This window comes from Streptomyces sp. NPDC043854 (assembly GCF_056436005.1).
Map to the genome: position 1 here is coordinate 116,318 of NZ_JBWKDK010000016.1, position 25,519 is coordinate 141,836.

The 25,519-nt window shown below is 70.9% G+C and carries 23 protein-coding genes and 2 pseudogenes; 14 read left to right on the forward strand and 11 right to left on the reverse strand.

Features of this window, described 5'->3' with window-relative positions; all coding sequences use genetic code 11:
- Positions 1–94: 94 nt before the first annotated feature.
- The gene (locus tag AC068A_RS16985; protein ID WP_478585599.1) at positions 95–1,051 is read left to right on the forward strand and encodes a hypothetical protein; all 957 of its coding nucleotides are present in this window, start codon (positions 95–97) and stop codon (positions 1,049–1,051) included.
- A 270-nt stretch (positions 1,052–1,321) separates the two neighbouring features.
- Here AC068A_RS16985 and AC068A_RS16990 read toward each other — a convergent pair whose 3' ends face one another.
- The 4 genes from AC068A_RS16990 to AC068A_RS17005 all read right to left on the reverse strand — a co-directional run bounded on the left by AC068A_RS16990 (position 1,322) and on the right by AC068A_RS17005 (position 4,613).
- Entirely contained in the window at positions 1,322–2,635 is a 1,314-nt protein-coding gene (locus AC068A_RS16990; protein ID WP_478585601.1) for an NlpC/P60 family protein, read from the reverse strand.
- 117 nt (positions 2,636–2,752) lie between these two features.
- Positions 2,753–4,003, reverse strand: coding sequence for an aggregation-promoting factor C-terminal-like domain-containing protein (locus tag AC068A_RS16995; RefSeq protein WP_478585603.1), 1,251 nt, complete (start codon positions 4,001–4,003; stop codon positions 2,753–2,755).
- Between the two features lie 116 nt (positions 4,004–4,119).
- The gene (locus AC068A_RS17000; protein ID WP_478585605.1) at positions 4,120–4,395 is read right to left on the reverse strand and encodes a hypothetical protein; all 276 of its coding nucleotides are present in this window, start codon (positions 4,393–4,395) and stop codon (positions 4,120–4,122) included.
- A gap of 5 nt (positions 4,396–4,400) precedes the next feature.
- Positions 4,401–4,613, reverse strand: coding sequence for a hypothetical protein (locus AC068A_RS17005; RefSeq protein WP_478585607.1), 213 nt, complete (start codon positions 4,611–4,613; stop codon positions 4,401–4,403).
- A gap of 264 nt (positions 4,614–4,877) precedes the next feature.
- Here AC068A_RS17005 and AC068A_RS17010 point away from each other — a divergent pair, with 264 nt between their 5' ends.
- Together AC068A_RS17010 and AC068A_RS17015 are read left to right on the forward strand one after the other, a co-directional pair.
- A complete protein-coding gene (locus AC068A_RS17010) occupies positions 4,878–5,864 on the forward strand; it encodes a LuxR C-terminal-related transcriptional regulator (RefSeq protein ID WP_478585609.1) in 987 nt (328 codons plus the stop codon).
- 212 nt (positions 5,865–6,076) lie between these two features.
- A pseudogene (locus tag AC068A_RS17015) lies at positions 6,077–6,217 on the forward strand (IS5 family transposase); the annotation flags it as partial.
- Positions 6,218–6,273: 56 nt separating this feature from the next.
- Here AC068A_RS17015 and AC068A_RS17020 read toward each other — a convergent pair.
- Both AC068A_RS17020 and AC068A_RS17025 read right to left on the reverse strand, forming a co-directional pair.
- Entirely contained in the window at positions 6,274–6,549 is a 276-nt protein-coding gene (locus AC068A_RS17020) for an isoamylase early set domain-containing protein (protein ID WP_478585611.1), read from the reverse strand.
- 602 nt (positions 6,550–7,151) lie between these two features.
- Positions 7,152–9,551 carry a hypothetical protein gene (locus tag AC068A_RS17025; RefSeq protein ID WP_478585613.1) on the reverse strand — a complete coding sequence of 800 codons (2,400 nt, stop codon included), beginning with the start codon at positions 9,549–9,551 and terminating at the stop codon, positions 7,152–7,154.
- 334 nt (positions 9,552–9,885) lie between these two features.
- On the opposite strand from AC068A_RS17025, the gene AC068A_RS17030 reads away from it, so the two are divergent.
- Together AC068A_RS17030 and AC068A_RS17035 are read left to right on the forward strand one after the other, a co-directional pair.
- Positions 9,886–10,314: a hypothetical protein gene (locus AC068A_RS17030; RefSeq protein WP_478585615.1), complete on the forward strand. Its 429-nt coding sequence runs from the start codon at positions 9,886–9,888 to the stop codon at positions 10,312–10,314.
- A 631-nt stretch (positions 10,315–10,945) separates the two neighbouring features.
- Positions 10,946–11,392, forward strand: coding sequence for a hypothetical protein (locus AC068A_RS17035; RefSeq protein ID WP_478585617.1), 447 nt, complete (start codon positions 10,946–10,948; stop codon positions 11,390–11,392).
- Positions 11,393–11,897: 505 nt separating this feature from the next.
- Here the strand turns inward: AC068A_RS17035 and AC068A_RS17040 are convergent.
- Entirely contained in the window at positions 11,898–12,407 is a 510-nt protein-coding gene (locus AC068A_RS17040; protein WP_478585619.1) for a F0F1 ATP synthase subunit B family protein, read from the reverse strand.
- A gap of 348 nt (positions 12,408–12,755) precedes the next feature.
- Here AC068A_RS17040 and AC068A_RS17045 point away from each other — a divergent pair, with 348 nt between their 5' ends.
- The 5 genes from AC068A_RS17045 to AC068A_RS17065 all read left to right on the forward strand — a co-directional run bounded on the left by AC068A_RS17045 (position 12,756) and on the right by AC068A_RS17065 (position 17,758).
- Positions 12,756–13,640 (forward strand): RNA polymerase sigma-70 factor, encoded by an 885-nt coding sequence (locus AC068A_RS17045; RefSeq protein WP_478585621.1) that lies wholly within the window; start codon positions 12,756–12,758, stop codon positions 13,638–13,640.
- A 105-nt stretch (positions 13,641–13,745) separates the two neighbouring features.
- A complete protein-coding gene (locus tag AC068A_RS17050) occupies positions 13,746–14,645 on the forward strand; it encodes an NAD-dependent epimerase/dehydratase family protein (protein ID WP_478585623.1) in 900 nt (299 codons plus the stop codon).
- 128 nt (positions 14,646–14,773) lie between these two features.
- Positions 14,774–16,048, forward strand: a complete 1,275-nt coding sequence (locus AC068A_RS17055) for a hypothetical protein (RefSeq protein ID WP_478585625.1) — start codon at positions 14,774–14,776, stop codon at positions 16,046–16,048.
- A gap of 372 nt (positions 16,049–16,420) precedes the next feature.
- Positions 16,421–16,930, forward strand: coding sequence for a hypothetical protein (locus AC068A_RS17060; RefSeq protein ID WP_478585626.1), 510 nt, complete (start codon positions 16,421–16,423; stop codon positions 16,928–16,930).
- 141 nt (positions 16,931–17,071) lie between these two features.
- A complete protein-coding gene (locus AC068A_RS17065; RefSeq protein ID WP_478585628.1) occupies positions 17,072–17,758 on the forward strand; it encodes a hypothetical protein in 687 nt (228 codons plus the stop codon).
- 384 nt (positions 17,759–18,142) lie between these two features.
- Here the strand turns inward: AC068A_RS17065 and AC068A_RS17070 are convergent, their stop codons facing one another.
- From AC068A_RS17070 to AC068A_RS17080, 3 genes are all read right to left on the reverse strand, one after another.
- Positions 18,143–18,433 carry a hypothetical protein gene (locus AC068A_RS17070; protein WP_478585630.1) on the reverse strand — a complete coding sequence of 97 codons (291 nt, stop codon included), beginning with the start codon at positions 18,431–18,433 and terminating at the stop codon, positions 18,143–18,145.
- Between the two features lie 234 nt (positions 18,434–18,667).
- Positions 18,668–19,270 carry a DUF2867 domain-containing protein gene (locus AC068A_RS17075; RefSeq protein WP_478585675.1) on the reverse strand — a complete coding sequence of 201 codons (603 nt, stop codon included), beginning with the start codon at positions 19,268–19,270 and terminating at the stop codon, positions 18,668–18,670.
- A 102-nt stretch (positions 19,271–19,372) separates the two neighbouring features.
- The gene (locus tag AC068A_RS17080; protein WP_478585632.1) at positions 19,373–20,170 is read right to left on the reverse strand and encodes an MOSC domain-containing protein; all 798 of its coding nucleotides are present in this window, start codon (positions 20,168–20,170) and stop codon (positions 19,373–19,375) included.
- A 405-nt stretch (positions 20,171–20,575) separates the two neighbouring features.
- Between AC068A_RS17080 and AC068A_RS17085 the strand changes: the two are divergent.
- Positions 20,576–21,335, forward strand: a pseudogene (locus AC068A_RS17085) (DUF2268 domain-containing putative Zn-dependent protease); the annotation flags it as partial.
- A gap of 276 nt (positions 21,336–21,611) precedes the next feature.
- On the opposite strand, the gene AC068A_RS17090 reads toward AC068A_RS17085, so the two are convergent.
- Positions 21,612–22,193, reverse strand: a complete 582-nt coding sequence (locus tag AC068A_RS17090; RefSeq protein ID WP_478585634.1) for a TetR/AcrR family transcriptional regulator — start codon at positions 22,191–22,193, stop codon at positions 21,612–21,614.
- 61 nt (positions 22,194–22,254) lie between these two features.
- On the opposite strand from AC068A_RS17090, the gene AC068A_RS17095 reads away from it, so the two are divergent.
- The 3 genes from AC068A_RS17095 (at position 22,255) to AC068A_RS17105 (ending at position 25,477) form a co-directional block, all read left to right on the forward strand.
- Complete coding sequence (locus AC068A_RS17095; protein WP_478585636.1) at positions 22,255–22,788, forward strand: SRPBCC family protein; 534 nt, start codon at positions 22,255–22,257, stop codon at positions 22,786–22,788.
- Between the two features lie 725 nt (positions 22,789–23,513).
- Positions 23,514–24,386 carry an SAM-dependent methyltransferase gene (locus AC068A_RS17100; protein ID WP_478585638.1) on the forward strand — a complete coding sequence of 291 codons (873 nt, stop codon included), beginning with the start codon at positions 23,514–23,516 and terminating at the stop codon, positions 24,384–24,386.
- Complete coding sequence (locus tag AC068A_RS17105; protein ID WP_478585640.1) at positions 24,383–25,477, forward strand: terpene synthase family protein; 1,095 nt, start codon at positions 24,383–24,385, stop codon at positions 25,475–25,477. The genes AC068A_RS17100 and AC068A_RS17105 overlap by 4 nt, the downstream gene beginning before the upstream one ends.
- The last annotated feature ends 42 nt before the right edge of the window (positions 25,478–25,519 follow it).

Below are 25,519 nucleotides of genomic sequence, written 5' to 3' on the forward strand. Positions count from 1 at the left end.
CCGCAAGGCGGGCATCTACACGCCGGCGTACCAGTGGAGAGCGCCGGACGCGGGCGCGGGTCCGTTCGGCGTGGAGGAGCCGGGCCTGCACGACATGTATCTGCTCGACAAAGCAGAGATGATCACGGCCAGCGGTGACTTCATCGGGAACACCGTGGCTTCGCGCAACCTGGCCCACTACCTGGACGGCAGCGGCACGCTGCTGGAACTCGACATCGACCGGGCCTTGAGCGAGGACCCCGCGATGCGGGCCGATGTCCAACGGGACATCCAGAAGAATCAGGATGAGTGGAAGCGGGAGGCTCTGGCCGCCTTCGAGGAGGCCGGTTGGTGCGCCCGTCTCGATTCCCGTGGAGTACCGGGCGCCCGGACCTCCTCTCGAGACGGGCCCGAACTTCAAGAACCGGGACTGGTATCTGGGTGTCGGCGTCATCAGCGGGTGGTTTCCGGCGAGGTGTCCGTCGTTCCGGGCGCGGACGGAAAGCCGAAGATCAGCATGGACTATCAGGTCAACATCTACGACCGGTACAACTGGGACGGCAGCAAGTCGACCCCGATCGGGCCGGTGGATGTCAAGGACTCGGAGATGGCGCGGCTCCACACCGTCGGCTGGATGCCGGAGCCGAAGGACAACCGGTCTGTGGCGCCGCAGTGGCTGGAAGGGGGGGGCAAGGAAGCGGCCGCGTCCCTGCGCGTGCAGATTCCGGTGGACGCCCAGGACGTGAAAGGGGCGGGAGTGGACGGCTGGGATGCCGACAGCTACCTGCTGTCCTTCACCGTGCCGCACGCCGAGGCCGAGGCGATCGCCGCCGATCTTCGCCTGGACCAGCCGCTGAAGTATCACCCTCCGCTGCCGCCGAGGGAGTACCCGTCCCCGGTGTCGTTCGAGCACCTGGGTCTGCCCAGTCCCGACACCGTACCGAGCGCGCGCACGGGCAGCGTCTGCCCGCCGTGCATCGGGGACACGCGCAGGTCGATGCTCCAGAGCATCGGCATCACCCTCCAGGACCTGGGAGGCGGGATCACCCGCGTCTACCTCGGGGGGCAGTGAGCGAGCTCGGCCGGTCGTCGGCCTGATGGCGAAGGCCTCGATCTGGTGGAGCGGACCGTATGGCGCGTGTACTGCGACACCGTCCAGTTGCAGGTGCCGTGCGGTCGGCGGGCAGGCAGCGGCCCCGGGCGGGGTAGGTGATCCGCTGCGGCGCTCGCGATCGGTGGTCTCGTCTTCGTCGGCAGCATCAGGCGCGCGCCGAAGCCACCACGGGCAACGAGGTCACAGCCCAGGGGCTGTGACCTCGTCACTGGCACTGCTGTTGCGGTTCTAGCCGTTGACGACCTTGTCGTAGCGCAGGGCGACGTAGCCGGAGGCCGCGTGGCCGGCGATGCGGCCGTCCGAACCGCCGTTGAGGTAGTCCTGGCCGCGCATCATGTCGTCGGACGGGTTGGACTCGTGAATGTACGAGAACTTGCCGGCGGCCTTGTCGATCCACCTCTCGAAGAGCACCACGTGGCCGTCCTGGGTGTTCAGCGCGTCGCCGGGCTGGAGGTCGGACTTGGAGATGGTGGTGCTGACGTTCGGGAGGCTGTAGGTCGTGTAGCTGCTGTTGGCGTGCCACGCCATGGAGATGAAGCCGGAGCAGTCGGTGCGGTAGGTGTGGTCACCGTCGGGGTCGGTGGCGTAAGCGCTCTGGCTGTAGGGGATGTCGCGGTTCAGCCAGTTCACGGCGCGGCTCATGATCTCGCTGCGGGCGATCTGCCCGCCCTGGCTGGAGGGCGTGGGGGTGGGGGGCGCCGGCGGCTGGTAGGTGCAGTCGTTGGCGAAGGCGGAGAGCAGGCTCTGGGTCCAGCCGCTCGCGTCGACCGGGTCGTCGGAGTGGTAGGCGATGTCGCTGCCCTTGCCGTCGGTGGGGTCTGCGTCGTGGTACCAGTACATGCCGCCGTTCGTGCGGCCGTAGTAGAGGCCGCCGCCGGGCGAGACGAGGCTGTCGACCGCCGACCAGCCGTCGCTCTTGAGGTCCGAGCGCTCCCAGTCCCCGACACCGTTGATCTGGTAGGAGACGAGCTTGCCCTCGGCGGTGGTGGCGATGAGGACGTCGTCGCCCGCCGCGGCGAGGGTCTTGAGGACGAAGCCCTCGTCGATCACCACGTGCTTGGCGATGTGCGCCGGTCCGGAGGGCTTGGCCTGGGAGACGTTGTAGCGGTGGAGCTGGCCGGCGACCGTGCCGTAGAGGTGGCCGGCGCCGTCGTAGGTCATCTTGTCGAAGGTCCAGCCGCTCTCCCAGATCCTGGTGACTCCGGCCAGGGCCAGGGCGTTGTCGTTGGTCTGGATGTCGACGCGGTACAGCTCGCCGGCGGTCGAGGTCACGAGGACGGTGTTGAAGTTCAGGGTGGCCATCGCCTTGGGTGTGAAGCCGAGGTTCGTGCCGATCAGCGTCTTGACCCGGTCGCCGGTGTTGGGGGATATCGCCGTGTAGGTGAGGCGTCCGTCTGGGAGGGTGCCGTAGATGGACACGTTGCCGCCGCAGATGGCGGCGGCCTGGGCCGGCGTCGCCGAGCTGAGGGTGACCAGGCCGAGGGACGTGGCGGCCAGGGCGAGGGTGGCGGTGAAGCGGAGCTTGCGGGACGACGAGAGCATGGGTTCTCCGTTTTCGGGCAGCCCTGACGTACTCGCGTCGGGCTGAGGGAAGGAGGGGAAGGGAGGGAAGAGGGGAGGGGAGGTGAGGGGAGGGGAAGCCTGGGCGTGGGCGGCGGCTCAGTACCAGTTGTTGTTCAGGAAGTGGTTCCAGGCGCCGCAGGGCGTGCCGTACCGGCCGTCGATGTAGGACAGGCCCCACTTGATCTGGGTGATGGGGTTCGTGCGCCAGTCGTCGCCGAAGGCGTCCATCTTGGAGCCGGGCAGGGCCTGGGGGATGCCGTAGGCGGTGGAGTTCGGGTTGTCCGCCCAGTAGCGCCAGCCGCTCTCCTTGTCCCACAGCTGCTCCAGGCAGTTCCACTGGGTGGAGCTGTTCCAGGCGCCGCCGTCGTGCTTGTTCATCAGGTCGCGGCCGGCCGCCTTCACCGCGGCGATGTCCCTGCCGTCGAGCGGATCGGCGGTGGTGGTGCAGCTGAACGTCTCCGGCTGGGCGGAGAGCAGCTTCTGCGTCCAGCCACCGGTGTTGACGGGTGTGTCGTTGTGATAGGCGATGTCGCTGCCGGTGCCGTCGGCCGGGTTGGCGTCCTTGTACCAGTACATGGCGCCCGTGGTTTCGATCCGGCCGTAGTAGAGGCCGCCGCCGGGCGAGACGATCTGGTCGAAGGCGGACCAGCCCGAGGACTTGAGGTCGTCCCGGTCCCACGAGCCATCGCTGTTGATCTTGTAGGAGTAGAGCGCGCCGGTCGAGGTGGTGGCGAGCAGCCGGTCATCGCCGGCCGCGGTGAGGGTCTTCAGGACGAAACCGCTGCCCATCTCCTTGCGCTGGCCGATGTGTGCCGAGCCGGTCGGCTTGGGCTGTGAGACCAGGTACTGGAGGAGGACGCCCCCGGCCGTGCCGTACAAGTGGCCGTGTCCGTCGTAGGTGAGCTTGTCGTGGGTCCAGCCGCTGTCGAAGAGCTTGACGGGCGGACGCTCCAGGACGAGGGACGTGTTGTTGGTGAGCACGTCGAGGCGGTAGAGCGCGCCGGTGGTCGACGTGACGAGGATGGTGTTGAAGTTGAGGGTGGCCATCGCTCTCGGCTCGAAGCCCAGGTCCACTCCGACCAACACCTTCTTCAACTCGCCCGTGGCGGGCGTGATGGTGCTGAAGGTGAGGCGGCCGTCCGGGAGGATGCCGTAGATCGAGGCGGATCCGCTGCAGGTCGTCGCCGCCTGTGCCGCAGGGGCGGCGGCAACCGATGCGGCGGTGAGGAGTCCGGCTCCGAGGGCACTGGACAGGACGGCGACTGCGGTCTTGCGGGCAGCCTGACTGAGGGTGGTGGTCACTGCGTTCCCCCTAGGAACGTTCGCTTGCGGGGCCGTGGACGGCATCGGTCGCCGGCGGTGGGCGGGAGGGGGTGGGAGGGGGTGGATCGTGGGCGCGGGTGGTGGGGGCGTTGCTCGGCCTGCGTTCCCGTGTGGGGTGCGTGGTACGTGTTGAGCTGCCGTCAGCGACCTGGTGTGGGCGTGCTGTAGCCGTGGGCGCGCAGAGGCGTCCGGGCAAGGTCGAGGATGGCGTGGGCCTGGTCGAGAGCGGCGGCTTCCGAGGCGGCACGCAGGAAGAGGTAGACGTCCACGCCGTCGTCCGAGGCCTTGGTCCGCACGTGCTCGAGTCCGTGCGCCGCGGGTGCGTGGGCCCAGATGAGATCGGAGAGGAGCGCGAGCACGGTGTCGCGGTTGGGGCCGTGGCGCGGGCCCTCAAGGGAAGCCCGGATGACGCGCACGCCTGTCAGTCCCAGTTGATGCTGTCGGTCGAGGACTTCGGTGCCGTGTCCCAGTTGATGCTGGGGTCGGCGGAGGCGCTGATGCGGTGGTTCGCGGCGGAGGCAGCCATCGAGGAGGTGGCGACCGCGCCGATGCCGGCGCCGGCGCAGAGGACGGTGGAGACGGCGGCGGCAGCGGCGAAGCGGGCGGTGCGGGCGGTGCGGGCGGTGCGGAACATGGTTCCCCCAGGATCGAGAGTCGGGAAGCGAGGCGTTCGGTGCTGCGTGCTGCGCGCTGTTCCGGACCGTCCTTGCGGCTCTGGCCTGAGTCGGGGACTTCCGCCCCGCCGTTCCGGTGATCACAATGCTGCTGTCCCTGTTGCCTGCGGGGAAGGGGTTCCAACTGTCACCAAGTGGTCTGGCACCTTGGTGACAGACCCCGTTTACGATCACGGACACGGCGCTCGTGGCGGGGGCCGGAGTACAGCTGGGGGGCTGGGGGCATGCTGCAAGCACTGGGGCTCGGGGCGGATGTGGAAGCCGTGTACCGGGGGATGCTCGCCGACCCGTCGGGAGGGATCGCCGAACTGAGCGCCCGCCTCGGCCTCACGCAGGCGCAGGTCCGCGAGAGCCTGGACCGGCTCGTCGACCTCGACCTGCTCAGACCGTCACGGGACAGCCCCGGTGCACTCCGGGCGGTGCGGCCCGAACTGGGCCTGGAACTGCTGCTTCGCCGCCAGGAGGAGGAACTCGTCCGACAGCAGCAGGAGTTGGCCCGCAGCAAGGCGGCTGCGGCTCAGGTGGTCTCCGAGTTCGCGGAGCTCCGTCCGAACACCGAGGTCGACGGCGCGGAACGGCTGGTGGGGATGGACGCCATCCAGAACCGACTTGAGCAGCTCGCCCACGGGCTGGTCCGGGAATGCCTGGCGATCTTGCCGGGCAGCGCACTGTCGGAGGCCAGCTTGGAGGCTTCCCGCCCGCTGGACCAACGCGCGCTGGCCCGCGGCATCGAGATGCGCTCGGTGTACCAGGACAGCGCCCGCAACGATCCGGCAACGCTGGCCTATGCCAGGTGGCTGACCGAACAGGGCGGCCAGGTGCGCACCAGCCCGCTGCTTCCGCCGCGCCTCCTGGTGTTCGACCGCACTGTCGCAGTCGTTCCCATCGACCCTGACAACTCCCGCCTGGGCGCTCTGTGCACCAGCGCGCCCGGGATCGTCGCCTCCCTGATCACCCTCTTCGAAAAGACGTGGAACTCCGCGGTCCCTCTCGGGGCGGACCGCCCCCGCACCACCGACACGCACCCCACAGCAGCCGAACTCGAACTGTTGAAACTCCTGGCCTCGGGCATGACCGACGAGGCGGCGAGCAAACGTCTCGGAGTATCGCTGCGCACCGTCAGACGGCAAATGGCCGCGCTGATGGAACGCCTCCACGCCACCAGCCGCTTCGAGGCCGGCCTCAAGGCGGCACGGCAGGGCTGGCTCTGATCGTCGCGCGGTCGGCGCATGAAACAAGGGCCTCTTGGCAGCTCGGGGTTGCGATCCCAACCGAGTATTACCAGGAGGCCCTGTTGTTACGGGCGTCGTTGCCGGTGCTGGCGTGGCCGGAGGGCCGGGGCGGCCGTCTCGAGGGCTATTGCCACCGTGTGATGCCGGACGCGGTCCGCTACGTGGTCGGAAAACGGTGTCGACCGGCTGCGGACCGCGTGCGGGTGAAGGAGGACCGCGACGTGGACCCGACGGCGGCGGTCGTGGATTCGCAGTCGGTGCGGGCCGCGGCGAACGTCCCGCGCTCGACGTCCGGGTGGGACGGCGGGAAGAAGGTGGGTGGGCGCAAACGGGCACCTGGTTTCACGGCCCGGCAGGCCACGCACAGCGGGTTTCGCCGTGGTGTGGGTCAGGTGTGGAGGAGGCTGTTGGTGCCGTCGTGGTGGTCGGCGTCGGTGTCGTCGAACCAGTAGTCGCCGGCGGCGAGGTAGCGGAAGGAGTGGGTGGTGTGCGCGGGGAAGGTGACGGTGGCCTCGCGTGTGCCGTCGCCACGAGGCTGGAGGGGGTGGGCGGCGGGGTTCCAGTGGTTGAAGTCCCCGACGACGCTGACGGGCCCGACCGGGGTGTGCTCGGGCAAGACGAAGGTGATCCGGACGCGGCTCTTGAGCCGCTTGCGTTCGAGCACCGGGGAACTCCAGCCGTGGAACGTGTGGGGGCTGGTACATCGTCGGCCCCGCCGCCAACGCAGCGCTGTCGTACGCGCCCGATCGGCAAGTGGCCGTCACCCGGCAGGTGGCCGCACTGTCGGCCATCTGGCCGCCGGCGCCAGGCGCAGTGACCGGCGGCCGTCCCTTGGCGCCACCACGCGCCGCAAGGGGCTGGCGAAGCAGGCGCGGCTGCGGATGCGGTGGCGGGGCGGGGTTCGACCGCTGGCGCTTCGCCGGGCCGTCCGCGCACAGCACAGCCGTTCTGTGCTCTGGAACTCACACCCGGTCGGTCGGCACCGGCCGAGGCCCCGGCGACCGCTGCGGCCGGCACTGAACGCGCCCGATGCCTCCTGCAGCAACCACCCGCGCTCGGCCGGGCGTTTCGCCTTCGACCGTGCTCCCTCGACCTTCGCCGCCACCGTAGCCTCGATCCCGCGGGCCGCCGCGATGCCCTCGGTCCGCATCGGCTCGTGGCCCGGCCGGTCCTGAAGCACGTACAGGCTCGCTGCTGGACGGGCAGGAACGGTGCAGGCCCTCGCCCGGGGAGGGCGAGGGCCTGCAAGGGTTTCGTCGACCGGCGTTACGTCGTGTAGTAGCCGGCGACGTCTGCGATGAGGTCCACCGAACCGGCGTTGTTGTAGAAGTTCACCTTCCCGTTCACGACCGGGACGATGACGAGGTTCGGGACAGTCTGACCCGCGACGAAGTTCAGGTTCGACGCACTCGTGCGCGTCGTACCGTCCGGATAGACCGACACATGGCTCGCCGTAGTCGGTTCCGTCGCCGTGACGTTCAAGACCACGGCCGTGACACCGGTTGCAGGGATACCGGCCGTGCCGGTGACCGGCAGCGTCACCGTTCCGCCCTGGCCCACCTTCGCCTTCGGCACACCCAAACCGATACGGCTGTCCATCAACCGGGTCGGCGCGACCGGCTTGTACGTGGAACCCGAACCGTCCGTCGTGTAGTAGCCCGCCACATCAGCGATCAGATCCACCGAACCGGCGTTGTTGTAGAAGCTCACCTTCCCGTTCACGACCGGGACGACGACAAGATTCGGGACGGTCTGACCCGCGACGAAGTTCAGGTTCGACGCACTCGTGCGCGTCGTACCGTCCGGATAGACCGACACATGGCTCGCCGTAGTGGGTTCCGTCGCCGTGACGTTCAAGACCACGGCCGTGACACCGGTCCCAGGGATACCCGCGGTGCCCGTGACCGGCAGCGTCACCGTTCCGCCCTGGCCCACCTTCGCCTTCGGCACACCCAAACCGATACGGCTGTCCATCAACCGCGTCGGCGCGACCGGCTTGTACGTGCCCTGGCCGGAGGTCGCGGGCGGCGCCACCGTCAGCGTGCCGCGCGGGTACTGGACGCCGAGCGCGCTGACGCTGATGTTCCAGTTGCCGGCGGGGGCCGTGCGCAGGTCGACGGTCGCCTTCAGCGTGCGGGCGTCGTCGGAGACCGAGACGGTCGTGGCCGTCAGCGGTGCCGGGCCGCCGGTCAGCCGGACGGTGGTGTCCATGCCCAGCGCCGTTCCCGTCACGGTGAGGGTGGCGACCGTTCCGCTCTGCGCGGTGTTCGGCGTGACCGTGCCGACGGACACGTTCTCGGAGCCGCAGGGGGCGGTGGTGCAGACGAGCTGGGCGCGGTACGCCGTACGGGCGGCGGCGTCCGGGAGCGCGAGGACGAACAGGCTCTGGCCGGCGGCCTGGCAGTTGTACGGGGACGAGTGGCCCGTACACAGGTTGCGCCCGGAGTCGGAATAGAGCTCGGGCTCCGGGATGTGCGCCCCGCCGTCCGTGGTGGTGATGTCCACCTTGAACTGGTCGTCGGAGGTGCTCGGCAGGGCGGCGCACACGCCGGTGCGGTCCTCGGTGAGCGTGCCGGTCAGCGGGCCGTACCCGTACGCGACCGAGCCGGCCCGAGTGCATTCGGGCGCGGGCCCGGCGGCCGTGGCGATCCGCCAGGCGTCGAGGCGGTAGGAGGCGGGCAGGGACCAGTTCTGCGGGACCTGGGTGACGACCTGGTAGCCGGTGGAGCCGCTGGGCGTGCACTCCCAGGTCTTCTGGTAGCAGGCGATGCGGCCGCTGTCGTCCATGACCAGCGTGTGCGTGGAGTCGTGGGTGTCCCGGACGTCGACCCGCAGCCGGTCGGTGGCGGCGGCCGTGGTGATGCGGTGGCAGCGCAGGGTGCCGTTCTGGCCGGACGTGCCGGTCGTGGCCGGGGCGCCGACCGCCGTCGCGGCGGAGGTGGTGCATCCGCGGGCCGTGGCGGTGACGTCCCGGCGGTCCAGGGTGTGGCTGCGCGGGGCGTCCTGGCCCTGCAGGAGGAGCGTGTACGCCTTGCCGGCGGTGAAGGCGCAGCTGGTGAGGCCGTCCGTGCGGAGCTGCTGGCCCGCGGCGGGGTGGTCGTAGCAGGAGGGCCCGTTGCCGTCGGTGTCGACCACGCGGAGCGTGTACTGCGGGAACAGCTCCGAGTCCTCCGGGAGGCCGTAGCGGATCCGGAGGAGCTCGGCCGTGGAGTGGGCGTCGGCCGGGATGGTCAGGCAGTGGGAGAAGACGCCGTTGCCGGTCTCGAGCCGCACGGCCGCCGCGTCGTCGGCGAAGCTTCCGGCGGGCAGGACCTGGCAGTCCTTCTGGAGGATGTCCGTTCGGACGAAGTGGACGCCGTACGGGCCGGTCTCCTCGGCGTCACCGGCGCGGACCAGCGCACGGAACGGTGCCGTTCCGGTCAGGGCGCACTCGCCGCGGCTGAGGTCGCCGGCGGTGCACTGTGCGGTGCCGTTCCGGTCGACGAGCTCGACCTGGACGGTGACGCCCGCGCCGCCGAGCGAGGTGAGGGCGGCGATCCGAGCGCCCTGCGGGCTCGGCAGCTCCAGGCAGTGCGTCTGTCCGGCGGTGGTGAACGTACCTGCGTACCGCCCCTCGGGGGCGCTGACGCAGTCCTCGGCGGCCGGCGCGGCCTGAGCGGCGCTCACGGGCAGGAGCAGTGCGGCGAGGAAAGCCAGCAGGCAGGTCAATACGGTGGAAATCGGGCGTCTTGTGGACACCCATGGCGTTGGCATGAGCCCCCCAGGGTGATGTGCGTCGAGCGATGGTCGCACACCGGTACGACGGGCTCGGAGGCGTGGTGGAGGCCAGTCCATGTCGTGCGGATCACGGGTGCTTGGTGCCGTTCTGTATGGCATCGGGCAGCACGGCGGCGGTTTCCGCAAGGCATCGCGCCCCCAGGTCAAGCTGCACCGGTCCCGCTGAGCGCAGCACCGACACGGTCAACTCTGCTGCCTCGCTTCCCTCAAGGGTGGGCCGCCGGTGGCAGGTCCGGGCGCGCCGCGGTGGGAGAGCTCGCCCGGCTGTTTCGCGGTGGCCGTCGGCTGCCGACCTGATGTCGCCGAGCAGCCGGTCAAGGCGACCGCCGCCGGCGTGCTGACCGCGGCCTTCACCGCCACGCCGGTCCTGCCGGCCTCGGACAGCCCGACCGAGCGCATCTCCCCGCTGACGAACGCGGTGGGCGCGGTCCTGAACGTCACCGCGACCGACACCACCGGCCCGGGCTTCCTGACGGCGTACGCCTTCGGCGGCACCCTCCCCGGCGCCAGCAGCCTCAACACGCTCCCCGGCACCACCGTCCCCAACCACGTGACCACCCCGGTCGGATCAGGCAGGGTCAGCGTCTTCAACAGCTGGGGCGGCAGCAATCACGTCATCGCCGACCTCCTCGGCTACTTCACCCAGCCGTAGACCCGCCGGCCACACGCAGCACACCCCGCCGCCCCGGCCCCCGCACGTCGTGTGCGGGGGCCGGGGCGGCGGTGCGTGGCCGGCCACCGGGCGGCCAGGCCGGCAGCACCTCGGGCGCGTGCGGCGGCTCGGCGCTGCAACGCGGGCGGGGCTGGCCGTCACTGCGGTCCTGGCGCTGGCCGGATGCAGCGCCGACGGGGAAGGGGCGCCCAAGCCGACGGTGCCGGGCTCGTCGGCGGCGTCCGGGGCTGCGAAGGGCCTTCCACCACCACACCCTTCAACCCGGCCAAACCAGACGACCGGATCAGAGCCGCCTCGGCCGCCGCCACCCGGCATGGGCCCGGGTGGAACCGGAACAGCTGCAGCGGCCGAGGCCTGGTGTGCCGGTCAGAAGGCGCGCGGTCCGTTGTCGGTGGCCCGCAGATCCACGTCCTCGTCTGGAGTTCACAGTCCGGCAGCAGAACGGCGTGCGCCTCGCCCCAGCCAGTAGCTTGTATCTGCCATGTGGCCTTTCCACAGCCGCCTCTGGGCGTCGGCCTGGTGGTGGCGCCAGGAGGAAGGCCGAAACATGCCTCTCACGAGGCGCAACCATCAGCGAGACTGCCTCCGACTGTCTCCTTCATGAGCAGGGGTGATCATGCGCATTGCACGTTTGGCATTCTCCGCCGGTAGTGCCGCAACAGGTCTGGCCCTGACACTGCTCGCCGCAGCTCCGGCGAGTGCCTCCGCGAACTGGACCGTCTACACGAAGCCGTCCGTGCCCAAAGGAGGGTACGGCAGCGCAAACGCGTACCTGAGCGGTGAGTTCTTTTTCCTCAGGGTCTGCGACAAGGGGCCAACGGATGGTTACCGCGCCGTTGGCAGCTTGTCCAAAGACGGAACTTCGTGGAAAGTGACGCGTCACGCCGCGGGCGGCACCGGTTCCTGTGTCGGTGGCGCCGAAGACGGCTGGACCAGCGGCTTCCTACCCCAGCCGTTCCGCGGTAACTACACGCTGAGGGTCTGCCTGCGAGACGGCGCGGGTGGTACGGACTTCAACTGCAACGACACGAGGTTCTACTACGACGGCTCGGCCTGACAGGCCCTGTGTCGGCTCACCGAACGTGCGAGGAACCGTCGCCGTGGCGCAGGTCTACGCATCGGCCCGTCGTCAGGCCAGCCAGCCAGCGAGCCGGCCGGTGCCCTATGCACCCACCGTGCCTTGCACGAAGCGCCTAAGGTGCGCACGCACGGCGTCGGGCTGCTCCAACCAGGGCTCGTGCCCAGCGCCCTCGATCCGCGTCAGAGGAAGATCGAGCCGCAGCGCGAGTGATTCAAGAGCCGACACAGGGCGCGGATCGTCGGCCCCACCGAGGAGCTCCGCTCGCGCGGGCAGGCACGCGTGCAGCCGGGTAGCGGGGTGGCGTGGGCAAGCCCGCCGTCCAGGGGCGGCTTGCCCGGGCTGCTCTTGGGCTTGCCCGGAGCTACCGGCGGGTCCCGATTCCGTGTCTGACCCGGCCCCGTCCCGCCCCAGGCGCAGCCACACCGCGCCCGCGGCCCCGCGTGGGTGCTGGGTGCGGGCGAAGCAGGGCCGGGCGGCGCACTCATTTCGTGGGGGTGGACTCTGCATCGACGTCGGCAAAGAACGCGTCAGCTATGACGCGGTTGCGCTCGACGTCGGCAAGCGGCTCGCCGAGGATGCGGCCGGCAAGCTCGGTGGCCAACTCGAGTACCCCCTCGCGAAGCTCGGCCTCGGCAATGACCCGGTCCGCCTCGAGCTGCGCAGAGGAAGCAGCGACCAGTTCGTCGCGCACCTTCTGGCCCTCTGCACGAACGGCGGCGAGCAGCGCCGCACCCTCCTCTTGCGCCGCCTGCCGGATCCGCGAGGCTTCGTGGCGGGCGGCGCTCAACTCAGCCTGGTACTCGGCACGAACGCGCTGCGCCTCGAGCTGTACTTCCTCAGCCCGTTTCAGCGTGCCCTCGGTGGCGGCCTCTCGCTCCGCAAGGGTCCGCCCAATCCGGGGCAGCAGGACCTTTGCCATGATTGCGAAGACCGACAGGAAGCAGAGCAGGCCGAGTATGAGCTCTATGAGATTCGGCTTCAGGGGTCCCATGATCTGATCGTAGGGACGGCTTGGGCGTTTGCTGGGCGAAGAGGAATCCATGACCGGAAATCTTCAGCTCAACGCCGGATTTGAGTTGTCGTCGGATCCGCTCTGCCGGATCCAGATGCCGGCGAACTCCCGGTCCGCAGCTACAGGGAAGGCGCCGGCCGCCTTCCGGCGAGGCGTTCAGGCCCTCCCGCAGTACATCGCCCGCGAAGGCCAGCACCGCGTCCCCCGCGGCCAGGCAGAGGAGATCACGACGACAGCCGCGCCGGTGGCGGCTCGCACGCCTGACCGGCCCGTCCGCCGGGGCGGCGGGCTCTTGCCGGCCGGTCGAGGCATTGGCACGATGCGCCGGTGATCACCGAGAACGCGCCCGGGCCCGGGCAGGACCCCTTCACCGAGCACCGACGCCTGCTGTTCGCCACCGCCTACCGGATGACCGGCACGGTCACCGACGCGGAGGACATCGTCCAGGACGCCTGGCTGACCTGGCACAAGGCGGACCGCTCCGACGTGCGCAACCCGCGGGCCTACCTCGTCCGCACCGTGACGAACCTGGCCCTGAACCGGCTCACCTCGGCGCGCGCCACCCGGGAGCAGTACGTCGGCCCTTGGTTGCCGGAACCTCTCCTGACCTCGCCCGACGTCGCCGAGGAGAGCGAGATGGCCGAGAGCGTCTCGACCGCGATGCTGGTCGTCCTGGAGACCCTGGCTCCTGTGGAACGCGCCGTGTTCGTCCTGCGCGAGGTGTTCGGCTACTCGTACGCCGAGATCGGCGGCTTCATCGACCGCCCCGAGGCGACGGTCCGGCAGATCGGCCACCGGGCCCGCAACCACGTCCGGTCCCGCCGGCCCCGCTTCGACACCGACAGCGCGCAGCGGGAGGAGGTCACCGCCCGGTTCATGACCGCCTGCGCCGGCGGCGACCTGAATTCCGTCATGGAGCTCCTCGCCCCCGACGTCACCGCCTGGTCGGACGGCGGCGGCAAGGTCACCGCCGCCATCCGCCCGCTGCACGGTCCCGCCAACGTCGCCCGCTGGCTGCTGGGCGTCATGGCCAAGCCCAGGATGGCCACCGCCACCGTCGCCACCGCCGTCGTCAACGGCGAGCTCGGCATCCTCTGCCTGATGGGCGGCGCCCCCATCGGCGCGCTCACCTTCGACCTGGAGGACGGCCGACTGCGAAACCTGCGGTTCCAGTTCAACCCGGACAAGCTGAGCGGGCTGCGAACACCGTGACGCGGATCACCCCGGCCGGGGCGGGTGGGGTGTCACGTACGTGGCGGCCCCGTTGTCGTCTGGTCGTACCCGTGAGGCCGTGAGGCCCGTCCCAGGAGGTTGACGATGAGAGTCCTGCTCGCCGGAGCGACCGGTGCCATCGGCCGTCCGCTGACCCGCGCCCTGATCCGCGGCGGGCACGAGGTGCTGGCACTCGCGCGGACGGACGGCTCCGCCGCGGCCGTGCGCGCCCTCGGCGCCGAGCCCGTACGCGCCGACGTGCTGGACCGGGACGGCCTGCTGCGCGCCGTGGACGGTCTGGCGGCGGACGCGGTGATCCACCAGCTGACCGCGCTCAAGGCGCCCAAGCGGAGGCTGACCGCGGATGACCCCAGCAACGTGCTGCGCGGGCGCGGCACGACGAACCTGCTGGAGGCGGCCGGTGCCCTCGGGGCGGGCCGGTTCCTCACCCAGTCCCTCGTCCTCGGCTACGGCTACCGGGACCATGGCGACCGGTTCCTCACCGAGGAGGACCCGTTCGGCGTCCTCGGCGACTCCGTCGCCGACCACGTGGTCACCGGCCTCCTGGAGGCCGAGGGGCGACTCTTCGCCGCGGGTCACGTGGCGGGGACCGCACTGCGGTACGGGGTCTTTTACGGTCCGGGGACCTGGTTCGACCCCACCCCGGGGAGCCGGGCCATGCCCGTCCCGCTGGGCGGGGGCGGCGTGGTGCCGTGGGTCCATGTCGAGGACGCCGCCGAGGCCACCGTCGCGGCCTTGGAGCACGGACGGGCGGGCGAGGCGTACAACATCGTCGACGACCGGCCGTCCCACTGGGGCGAGCTCGCCGCGGCGCGCGGCGGCCGCCGGATCCTGCTTCCCGGGTGGGCGCTGCGGCTGATGGTCCCGTACCTCGGCGAGCTCATGCTGAAGACCCGGCTGCGGGTCTCCCACGCGAAGGCGACCCGCGAACTCGGCTGGATCCCCCGGTACCCGGACCACCGGGCGGGCATGCGCGCCGCCTGAACCGCCCACCCACTCACCCTCCTGATTTTTTGATCTTTCCAGGGCAACCCGTCGGGCCCGGCGTCGGTCGTACAGGGGTCGGGGGTGCTGGAACGCCTGACCCATATGACACGAGGGGGACCATCTTGATGAGGTCGAACCACACGCGCATCACGGCCGCGCGGCAGATCGGGGCGGCACTGGCTGCCGGCGCGCTGGTACTGGGCGCCGCGGCCGTTGCCCAGGCAGCGCCGTCGCCGAGCCCGGCGATCCCGGACACCGCGGCCGGGAAGCAGAACCAGAAGGGGCCCAAGGGCTCCCCGGACCAGTACAGCGGCCTCGCGACCTCCGAGGAACTCCTCGACACCACGGTCGAGAACGGCCAGAAGCAGAGCCTCCGCCTCGGCTTCACGGTCATCGGCGACAAGCCCGTCGAGGGGGCGGAGCTGGGCGTCCACCTGCCGCCCGGCCTGGAGCTGAATCCTCAGGAGCGGCCGTCGAACTGCGAACACTTCAAAGTCGACCCGGTGCGGGACTACCGCGACGAATACCTGTTCTGCAGCTTCACCGGCACCTTCGAGCCGGGCAAGTACTACCGGATCGACACGGGGCTGAACGTCACCGCGGCCCCGGAGCTGTGGCGTGACCTCTTCTACGTCAGCTGGACCCCGGGCGGCAGGCCGATCTACAAGCCGGGGCAGGGCGGGGTCAAGGGAACCGCCGCCGCCGTCAAGGTCGTGCCGTCCGAGCCGTTCAAGGCCTGGCATGGCTGGGGCCGCGAGGTGAGGGTCGAGAACCCCGCCAATCAGCCCGACTTCACCGTCGACGGGGCCACCGGCAGCGGCCCGGCCGGCGGCCAGGTGCTGCTCAACCCGGGCTGGCAGATCAAGGGCACCGGTTCGGTCGCTGACACGGCCGCCGACGGCAAGGTGGTGGAGACCGAGTTCGTGCTGCCGCCGGGCATCAGCTTCGTCGGCGGCCGCCCGGGTCCGGAGGGGCGCCGGGTGTTCGGCGGGACCGGCGGCTCGGTGAAGGGGGTCTTCAAGATCGAGCCGTGGGTCAAGCCGGGCACCTACCTGGGCGAGTACCGGTACAAGGCCGACCGCGGTCCCGGCCAGCTCAAGATCGCCGACATCGACCGGGACCTCAGCAACAACGCGGCCAAGCTCACCATCACCGTGACCCCGGCCGACAAGACGCAGCCCAGCCCGTCGACGTCCGCCTCCGCCTCGGCCACGCCGTCGCCCTCGGCCTCCGCGAGCACCACCCCGAACACCGGCACCACCCCGGGCCCGTACGGCGGTACGGGCGGCAACCTGGCCAACACCGGATCCACCGCACTGACCGCGGGCGGGCTCGCCGTCGCGGCCGTGACGCTCGGCGGAGCGCTGTACGCCGTAGCCCGGCGCCGTCGTTCCGCCTGAACCGGCGACGCCGTGATCAGCGTTAGCGGGCGCGATAGCCGTTAGCGGGATCCTGGGGGGCGGTTCAGCGCCCCCCACAGGACAACTCCGCCTACCGGGGGCGGACCACGGTGGGCATCCGCCGGCCCGGACCCCGTTCCCGAGCCTGGCCGCCACCCGCCCCTGCAAGCACGGGCGGGAGCGGCCCGGCAAGCTCCACCTCTACCGCGGTGACGGCGAGGGCGGTTTCAAGACCGGCAGCACCCGGATCGGCACCGGCTGGACCGGCTACAACCCCGCTGGCGTAGTCACTCCGCACCACGCACCGAGCCCGGTCATGGCGGCTGTGCGGGCGGAGATGCAGGCCCTGATCGACAAACTGGAGCATTGGCCGTGACCGGCATCGAATTCCTGACCTCCTTCATCACGACCGGACGCCTGCACGGCATCGGCATCGGCATCGGTTCCACCCTCGGCGAAGTCGACCGGGCCCTGCAGCACCCCTGCGTCGATGTCGTCGGCGAGGGCGGCGCCTCGCTGCGCCGCGACTACGGATTCGTCGAGTTCTACTTCAACCCCGGGGAGGAGTGGGTGATGTCCGGCGGGTCGATCGAGCTGCACCGCCTCGCGAACGCCCCCGAGCTGGCGGCGCGGTGGAGCCGGAGCACCGGCGTCGAGTTCGCCCCGTACACCGCCTGGGCGGATGTACGGGAGGCGCTCTCCGGCGTCCCTCCGGTCCTGGAGTTCACCGTCACCGACCAGGGTGGCTTCCTGGAGTACCGGGCGGAGGCGTCCTGTGTCTCCGTCCTCGTCGTGGACGACGAGGAGGAGGAAAGGGGCTACCACGCGGGGCACGGGGACGTGTGGAGCGTCAGCCTGTGGGCGCCCGTACGGGCGAACTGACGCCAGCGCCCACGCGACGTGAAGGTGCCCCGGGCCGGGGCACCGCTGGCTCAGACCGGCAAACCAGACACAGCCCCCGGCGTGGCCGCCTGTCGCGAGCGCGAGCGCCGGCTACCGGCGGAGGCCAGCGATGATGGGGCCATGACGACGCCGATCACCAGCATGGATCTCACCGGTTTCACCGAACGGGAACCGGGGGTGTGGACCGACGCGCGCGGGCTCGTGCTCTCGGTCCACTTCTTCGGCCTGGAGCCGGACCTGCCCGCGCCCCTGGAGGCCGCCGACCGGCTCCAGCACGGCCTCGCCCGGTCCGTTTCGGCAGCCGGGGCGGGCCTCATCGAGGCCGTCATCGGGGAGGTGGACACGCTTCCCGCGGTCCGCCAGCTGGTCAAGGTCCCGCGGCCGCACGGCCGCGGCCAGGTCTTCCTGGCCTCCTGGACCGTGCCGAGAGCGGAGTGCAGCACGGTCGTGAAGATCCAGGCCGGCGAGGGCCCGGTCACCGGCATACGGGAGGCGACGGTCCTCGCCGAGGTGGGCCCGGAGCGGTACTTCACGCCCCACCCGTACGGCCCGGACATCACCGGCGGACTGCCGTACCACGTCGGCGACCACGAGGAGTGGGACGCACGCTTCCCCGACCACCCGCTGACACTGGTCCGCGCCGAGCTGAACCGGATCGCGCCCGACGTGACCCTCCACGCATCGTTCAAGGACCTTCCCCCGTTCGGCCACCCCGGCCTCGCGCAGCCGCGCCCCACTCCCCCGACCAGCGGCCGGGCGCGCTCCACCTCCCGTCGCTGGTTCCGCCGCGGCCGCGGACAAGCCTGAGCCGTGAGGACTCGCGCCCAGGTGGCAGGCCACCACCCCACCCGCGAGTCGGCGCTGCGCGAGCGCCGTGGCGGGGACCGGCGGCGGGCCATCGGCGCGGGGCCCGAACGACGGCTGGTGTTCATCGACCGGCTCCTGGTCACGCTGGTCCACCTGTGGCTGGGGCTGCCGCACGGTGTGCTGGCGGAGCTGTACGGGTGGACCGCGCCACTGTCTCCCCCTCGATTCGTGAGGTTCGCCCGCTGCTCGCGGCCCGCGGTTTCGCATCTTCTGGAACGGCTCCCACCGGCCGGGAGCGGGCCGGCACCGTGGGTGTCGCCGACCCCCCTCGCGGCGGCTGCCTACGGGGCGACGCGCGTCAGGCCTCGACTGACAGCGAGCCCGTCAGTCCTCGACTGGCAGCGGGACGTGGCCTGCCGCCTTCTGCACCGCGGCCTCCAGCTCGCCGCGGTCCAGACCCATCGTCTCCGCGTAGTAGGTCAGGTAGTCCTGCAGCGGCTCCCAGACCTCACGCCAGTCTTCCCACGCGTCCCGCCAGGCCACCTGCTGCTCGTCGGTCTTCTCCTGAACGTCGCTGAGTTCCTCCTGAAGGCGTTTCACCTGGGCATGCGCTGCGTCGTTCGCTTCCTGCAGCTCGACCAGTTCGTCCATATAGTCAGATAGTTCGATTTCCATTCCGGAATCTTAAGCGGCAAGTCCCGCCTGGCCAGCAGCGCCGCAAACCGCTGGGCCGCTGGGCCGCTGGCATCCGCACCGCTTCACGACGCTGCCGTCCCACGGAAGTCGGCCCGCCCCGCCCCATCCGCATACCTCGCACACCACGGAATACAGCCACCGATCCACGTCATCAGGACTTCACGGAGATTCACCCCGACAAGCCGAAGTCAGTAGCGATCCGCCGGACACTCCTCAGGTCGCGGGCGTGGGGTTCTGGGGTGGGTCGGCTCGCCACTCGGATGCGATGCCTCGCATCAGCGGCGGGTACACGAGCAGGTGCCGGAACGGCGCGATCGCGGCCATGTAAGCCTTCCCGAACAGGCCGTTCGGCTTCACCAGCACGGCCATCTGGCCGCGGTAGCCGCCAGCTCCGTCTGGGACCCAGCTCATGTGCATCACCCCGTGCATGGTCCGGTTGCTCATCTCCGACGCCCACTCGTTGTCCGTCAGGTAGATCGAGCGGAAGGGCAGGCGGTTGAACTCGGGTCCGAACGGACCCTCACGCAGATCGGCCGGCAGCCGGTCGCGCAGCGTCGGCACCCGAGCGCCGACTCCGGAGTCGGGGTTGTCCCAGCCGAGTAGCTTCCCGAGTTTCCAGCGGATCGCGAAGAGCGTGCGGGCGACCCAGGACGGGTTGTCCGACGTGTCGCCCATGGTTGTCTGCCGCACCAGGTGCGGGAAGTCGTCGGGGCCTCCGGGCGTCGGCAGCGCCCACACGTCATAGAGGCGGAAGTCGGGCGTGATCTCGTGGACACGCCAGGGCCTGGAGGTGTGCGCGGAGTTCGGGAGTTTCATTTCGTGGACCTCCATCTGCAGATTTTCGATTTTATTGCGCCGCAAGATGACCTCGACGGACCCGCCCGCCGTCGCGGGCGCTGATGCAACGCCGTACGGAACCTAGACCTTGGCAGGTACCTCCCAAGCGGTGACGGCCAGTTCGTCGCCCACGGCCAGTTCGCCGGCCTGCAGCACCGAATATTTCGCGCCGAAGGCCACACCCCCTTCTGATGCGCCCCGGTAGGAGGCGAGTGTGCGCAGAGGTTCCGGCCCGGTCCTGCTGCCGGTCATCTGATCGACAAGGGTGACGGCGCAGCGGATGGCGAGCTTGGCAAACCCCAGTTCGGCGCTGCCGATCACGGTCCGCCGGGCTTGGTCCTCCAGGTGCGGCTCATCCCATCCGTCCACCACGACATTGGGGCGGAAGCGGCTCATCGGCACTGCCGTGCCGCCCGCTGCAGCGATCCGCTCATTGAGGGCGTTGAGGGTGGCCCGGGAGATGATGGGGACGGGACTGCTGTCGGCGTAGCCGGATGTTCCAGAGGTGAGGCCCTCGGTGGCCAACCCTCCCGCGGCCAGCAGAAACACCCCACTGCACACCGACGCTACCCGGCGAGCCGTGGCTCCGGCGGCGGCGATCCAGCCCACCAGTACCCGGTGCGACCGGGCCCTGTCGACCCCGCTGCCGCCCATCACCACCAGGGTGTCGATCCCGTCGGGGTCCAGATCACCGATGCCGTGGTCGGCGTGTATCCGCAAGCCGCCGTCCGACCGCACCAGCCCCCGCGCAGGGCCCACGATCTCGCAGACGTAACCGGGACGGAGCCGACCCGCCTGCTGGAATACCTCGAGCGGTCCGGCGAGGTCGAGTGACTGGAACCTCTCGAAGACCACGAACACGATGCGCTGTCGATCCACCACTTCAGCCTGCGGCCCTCATCCAAGCGACGTCAACGACACCCATCCCACACTTCGTGCCATCACCCGCCGACCCGGTGCGCCGGCTGCTGTCCTGCCCTGTCTCCAAGGATCCGATGCCCGTCCCACGTGGAACGGCGAGACGTGCGGGAGCCTTCGCTGCCGCTCGACCAGCGACGAGGGCGCCGACGCCGGTGGTACGAGACGGTGACAGCGGCGAGCAACGGTCCCCAAAGGACCAGCGGCTGGTAGATGATGCCCACCACAAGGCGTCCGGTGGCGGTCATGTCGGTGTGCGGGTGGGTCCACCACCAGGGCATGGTGGCCCACATGAAGGTCAGGGCCACTGCGCCGAGGGCTGCCGGGACCGTGGCAGCCAGGGGGTGTACGGGGCGGCCGCCGATCAGCGACCTCGTGCAGCTGCACCGGACCGGGAGCGGCTTCCCGCTCGACCACGACGACCCCCGCCCTGGCGGAGGCCGTCCACCGGATGCGGGACGCGGGCGTGTGGGCCCGCGTCGAGGACTGCCTCGGCGCGGCGCGAGAGCGCCTCGGTGCCGCCGCACCCGGTGCCGCGACCGCCTCGAACGTGCACGTCGTCCTGGGGCTCGGCGACCCCGACGACGAGCACCTCACGGTCCGCAGCGCCGGCTACCTCGGCACGGGCGGCATTCCGGGCGCCATTCACCTCATGGTGTGGCCCACCGAGACCAGCCTGGCGAAGATCGGCCACGCCGCCGCGCACGAGCTCCACCACAACGTGCGGTACGCCAACGTGGTCTGGGACCCCGCGGCGGTGACCGTCGGCGAGCAGGTGGTGGCCGAGGGGCTGGCGGAGGCCTTCGTCCGGGAACTGGCGGGCGAGGAGGCCATGGGACCGTGGGCGACGGCCCTGTCGGGTGCCGAGCTGGACGAGGCGTACGAGAAGGTCACGGCAGGCATCGACGTGGCCGGGATGCACCGGCTGCCCCCGTACGTGTACGGCGACGCGACGGCCCGGCTCATGGGGGCCGAGCCCGTCGGGCTGCCGGACTTCGCCGGGTACGCGGTCGGGCTGCGGATCGTGGACGCCCATTTGGCGGCCACGGGCCTGACGGCCGCCGAGAGCGTCGCGCTGCCGGCCCGCGAGATCCTCGCCAACGCCGGTGTTCCCACAACAGCGTGACGGGCCGTGAGGGGGCGGCGTGGCGGGCTGCCGGGTACAGACCTCGCGACTGTCGGTCAGCCGACACAAGCTAGGAGCACGAACGCTTCTTCCCCGTGTGGCTGCGCTAAGCGGCCTCGGGGAAGTGGGTCACGCCCCCGCGCCGCCCACTTCCCCGAGGCCGCTTAGTTCGCTCTACCTGATTGTGCCGTTGGGAATCTGCGTGATCGTCTTCGGTTGTAGGCGCGCGACATGCACGCAGCCGTCCGGTGTGCGGTGGTCGGCCGTGTCGGCCGCCTATGCCAGCAGCGCGGCCGTGCACCGCTCGACGAGGTCCTCGGCGTGCGGCGGCAGCGGGGTGCCCGCGCGCAGGTGGCGGCGGACCACGGCCAGCGGCATGTCGACCAGGGCCAGGACGACGGTGTCCCGGCCCTGGTCGTCGGTGACCCCCAGGGCTGCGGCGAGGTCGCGCAGGGAGGCGAAGACCTGCGCGTTGCCGGAGTCTGCGCGGCGGATGTGTTCCTCGGACCATTCCGCGCGGCCGAAGTCGGCGGCGCCGTAGAGGAGGACGGCGGCTTCCGCGGGGTGTGCGCGGCTCCAGCCCACCACGTGGCGGGCGGCCGCGCGTGCCGCCCGCCGCGGGTCGCCCTCGCCCTTCAGGGCGGCGTGGTAGCCGTCCTGGAAGCGCTCGACGGTGCGCAGCCACACCTCCGCCAGGAGTGCCGTACGTCCGGCGAAGCGGTGGTAGACCGAGCCGCTGGGAGCGCCCACGGCCTGGGCGACCGCCGACATGGTCACGGCGGCGGGTCCGCCGACGGCAGCGAGGCGGACGGCGGCGTCGAGGAGCCGGCCGGTGTCGAAACGGGGTGGTCGCGCCATGAATCAGAGACTACCCTCCAATTAATTGGAGAATGGTCTCCAATACTGAGGGGAGGACCCGATGGGCGTCTACAACGTGCACGAGCGTCTGCTGGCCGCCGAGGAGAGTGAAGTGAGCGCTCTGGTCGACAGCCTGGCGAGCGGAGACGGCGACCGGTTGTGGCCCGGCCGCGACTGGTCTCCCATGGAGTTCGACCGCCCCCTGGGTGTCGGCGCGGTGGGCGGCCACGGTCCGGTGCGCTACACCGTCTCCGGATACGTGCCCGGGCGTTGGATCCGCTTCGAGTTCACCGGGCCGAAGGGCTTCCACGGCTTCCACGAACTGGCCGTGCTGCCGGCCGGCCCGGAGCACACCCGGCTGCACCACACCATCTCCATGCGCACCAGGGGACTGGCCCGGATCACCTGGCCGCTGGCCTTCCGCCCGATGCACGACGCCTGTCTGGAGGACGCCTTGGACCGTGCCGAACTCGCCTGTACGGGACGGGTCGCGCGCCCCGCCCGCTGGTCGCCGTACGTCCGGTTCCTCCACGCCCTGGCGGCCCGCGCCGTACCGGGGCGCCGCCCGGCGGACACCGGCCCCGTGGGCGTTTGAGGGCCAGGGCCCAGTCTGCGACGCCGTCAGAGGACCGGGGTGCCTCCGGAGCCCGACCGGGGGATCCAAACGGCCGCGGCCACACCCGACCCGGCTGACGCCCTTTGTGATCCAACGCTGCGGCACAGCTGCCTGAGGGGCGGGCGCGCTTCGTGGCCCGCCCGGTCCTCGTCCCGGCCTGCCCCGCGGAGCACTGGTCGACAGGCCTCGGACTGCCTGCTCTCGTTGCGGCGACCTGGGCTGCGCCGTACGCCGAAGCCGTATGGCGGCGGGGCGGGTTGACACTCCGTCGGCGGTACCCGCCGGTCCGGTCCACTCGTCAAACCCGGTGAACGCCGGCGCGGCTGCGGCGCCGACGTCGTCGACGGCCCTCACCCCTTGGGGTGATTCCGGCGCCAACCCGCGCACAGGCCGCCGTTCTGCAACGCGTGGGCGCCGGTGGAGTTCTCCAGGAAGGACACCGGCCGCTGGAAGACCGCCCGGCACTTCCGACACCGCCTTCGACGGCGTACCGGCGGGCGGCCGGCAGCGCCCGGCGGGCTGACGCGCCACCGCCGAGGTGCCACGATGACCCCTGCTCCACGTACGCGCCGGGGCATGCGCCGTCGCAGCGGCACCCACTCCCCGGCGGCCCTCCACACAAGGGAAGGACGTCACAGATGAGCATTACCCCCCTCACATCTCCTATAGGCGGCGACGGGTCTTCTTTAGGCGGCGACCGGGGAATGGGCCGGGACGAACGTCGGGTACAGCTCTACTACTGCCGCAAGACGCAGGACATCCTCCACAAATACGGCCCCGGGCCGCGCGTGCACTTCCACGTCGGTCTGTTCGCATCGGGGGAACACCCCCGCACCACCGTCCCGCAGGACACGCTCAAGCAGCGCCTCATCGACGCCCAGGAGGCGATCGTCGACCACGCCGCCCGCTCCTGGGGCGCGTACGAGAAGCCGCCCCGCCGAATCCTCGACATAGGCTGCGGCCTCGGAGGGGCCGCCCTGTACTGGGCGCAGCAGCACGGGGCCGAGGTCACCGGCCTGACCATCGTGGCGGAGCACGTACCGGTCGTCGAACTCCTCGCCCGGCAGGCGGGGGTCGGCCGGCGGGTCACGCCGGTCCTGCAGGACGTGCACGGCCTGGACGAGCGCCGACGGTACGACGCTGCCTACGCCCTGGAGAGCAGCGGCTACACCGACCGGGCACGGCTCTTCGAGGTCGTCGCCCGGGCGCTGAAGGCCGGCGGATGGTTCGGGATCCAGGAGCACTTCGTCTGCCGGCCGGAGTGGCTCGACTTCGTCGACGGCTATTACCGGACCCGGCTGGGGCCGCTGGAGGAGTACCTCGCGGCGGCCCGGGAGGCAGGCTTCGAGCTGGTGGGGAACGAGGACGTCACCGACCCGGTGGCGGAGTTCTGGGTGCAGTCGATGGCGTGGAACACGGCCGAACTCGACCGGCTGGAAGCGGGCGGGGGGCCCGCCGCCTGGAGCCCGGAGCGGCTGCGCGAGTCGACGGTGGCCCACAGCAAGCTCTTCCGGCTCTGGCGCGACCACGCGATGGAGACACGGCTGCTCCTCTTCCAACGGGGAGCCGGGCGGTGACCCGGCCGCCGCGCCCCTCGCGCCTCGGGGACCGGCTGCCCGCCTTCTACTGCCCGCTGGAGCGTGATCTCCTGCACCCCGAGGCGAAGCAGTTGGAGGCCCGGGCGGTGGAGTGGCTGGATGCGTTCGGCATCTATCCGGATCCGGTCGAACGGGCGTGGGGTCTGGCCACTCACAGCGCCGACTTCTCCTGCCGCATCGTACCGGAGGGGGACCCGGAGACCCTGCTGCTGTTCATCGAGTGGAACTACTGGGCCAATGCCGTCGACGACTGGCAGGACTCGGGCAGCGGCGGGGCGGGCACGGCCGCCGTCACCGAGCACGGCCTGCGGCTGCTGCGGACCATCGAGGACCCCGACGCGGCTCTGCTGCCGGACGCTCCCATGACCCGCGCGTTGGACGACCTGGTCCGCCGCAGCCACGCTCGGCTGAGCCCCTTCCAGTTGCACAGGTTCGTCGGGGGCACCCGCGACTGGCTGCTGGGGGCGGCTTGGCAGTCCGCCCAGGCCGAGGCCGGAACCATGCCGTCGCTGAACGACTTCGCGGCCATGGGCTCGCTGGCGAACGGCACGCGGTTCTCACTGACCTGGTCGGACGCCGCCCGGGACGTCCGCCTGCCGGCGGACGTGCTCTGTTCACCCGCCCTGTCGGCGCTGACCGATGCGGCGGGTTTCATCGTCAGCGCCGACAACGACCTGTTCTCGTACGACAAGGACGACCACCTCGATCCGCCGGAGGTGAACCTGGTCAACGTCATCGCCCACGAGGAGGACTGCTCCCCCGCCGAGGCCGTGCCGCGCGCGGTGGCCCTGCGGGACCGGGTGATGGACCTCTTCGTCGCTCTGCGGGACCGGTTGGCACCGGGTGCGGACCCGCACCTGGCCCGCCATCTGGAAGGACTGGGCCGGTACGTGGCGGGCAGCATCGCGTGGCAGAGCCGCGCGCCCCGGTACGCCAGTCCCCGCAACCGGTACGCACTGCCGTTGGACGAGGCGCGGTTCGCCCTGCGGTACGCCGACGGGCCGAGCGGTGCCGGGACGGAACCGCCGCTGCCGGCCCTCGCCCGCTGGTGGCGGCACCTGGACCCCTGAAACGGGCAGGGCCCCGGCCACAGGTGTGGCCGGGGCCCTGCC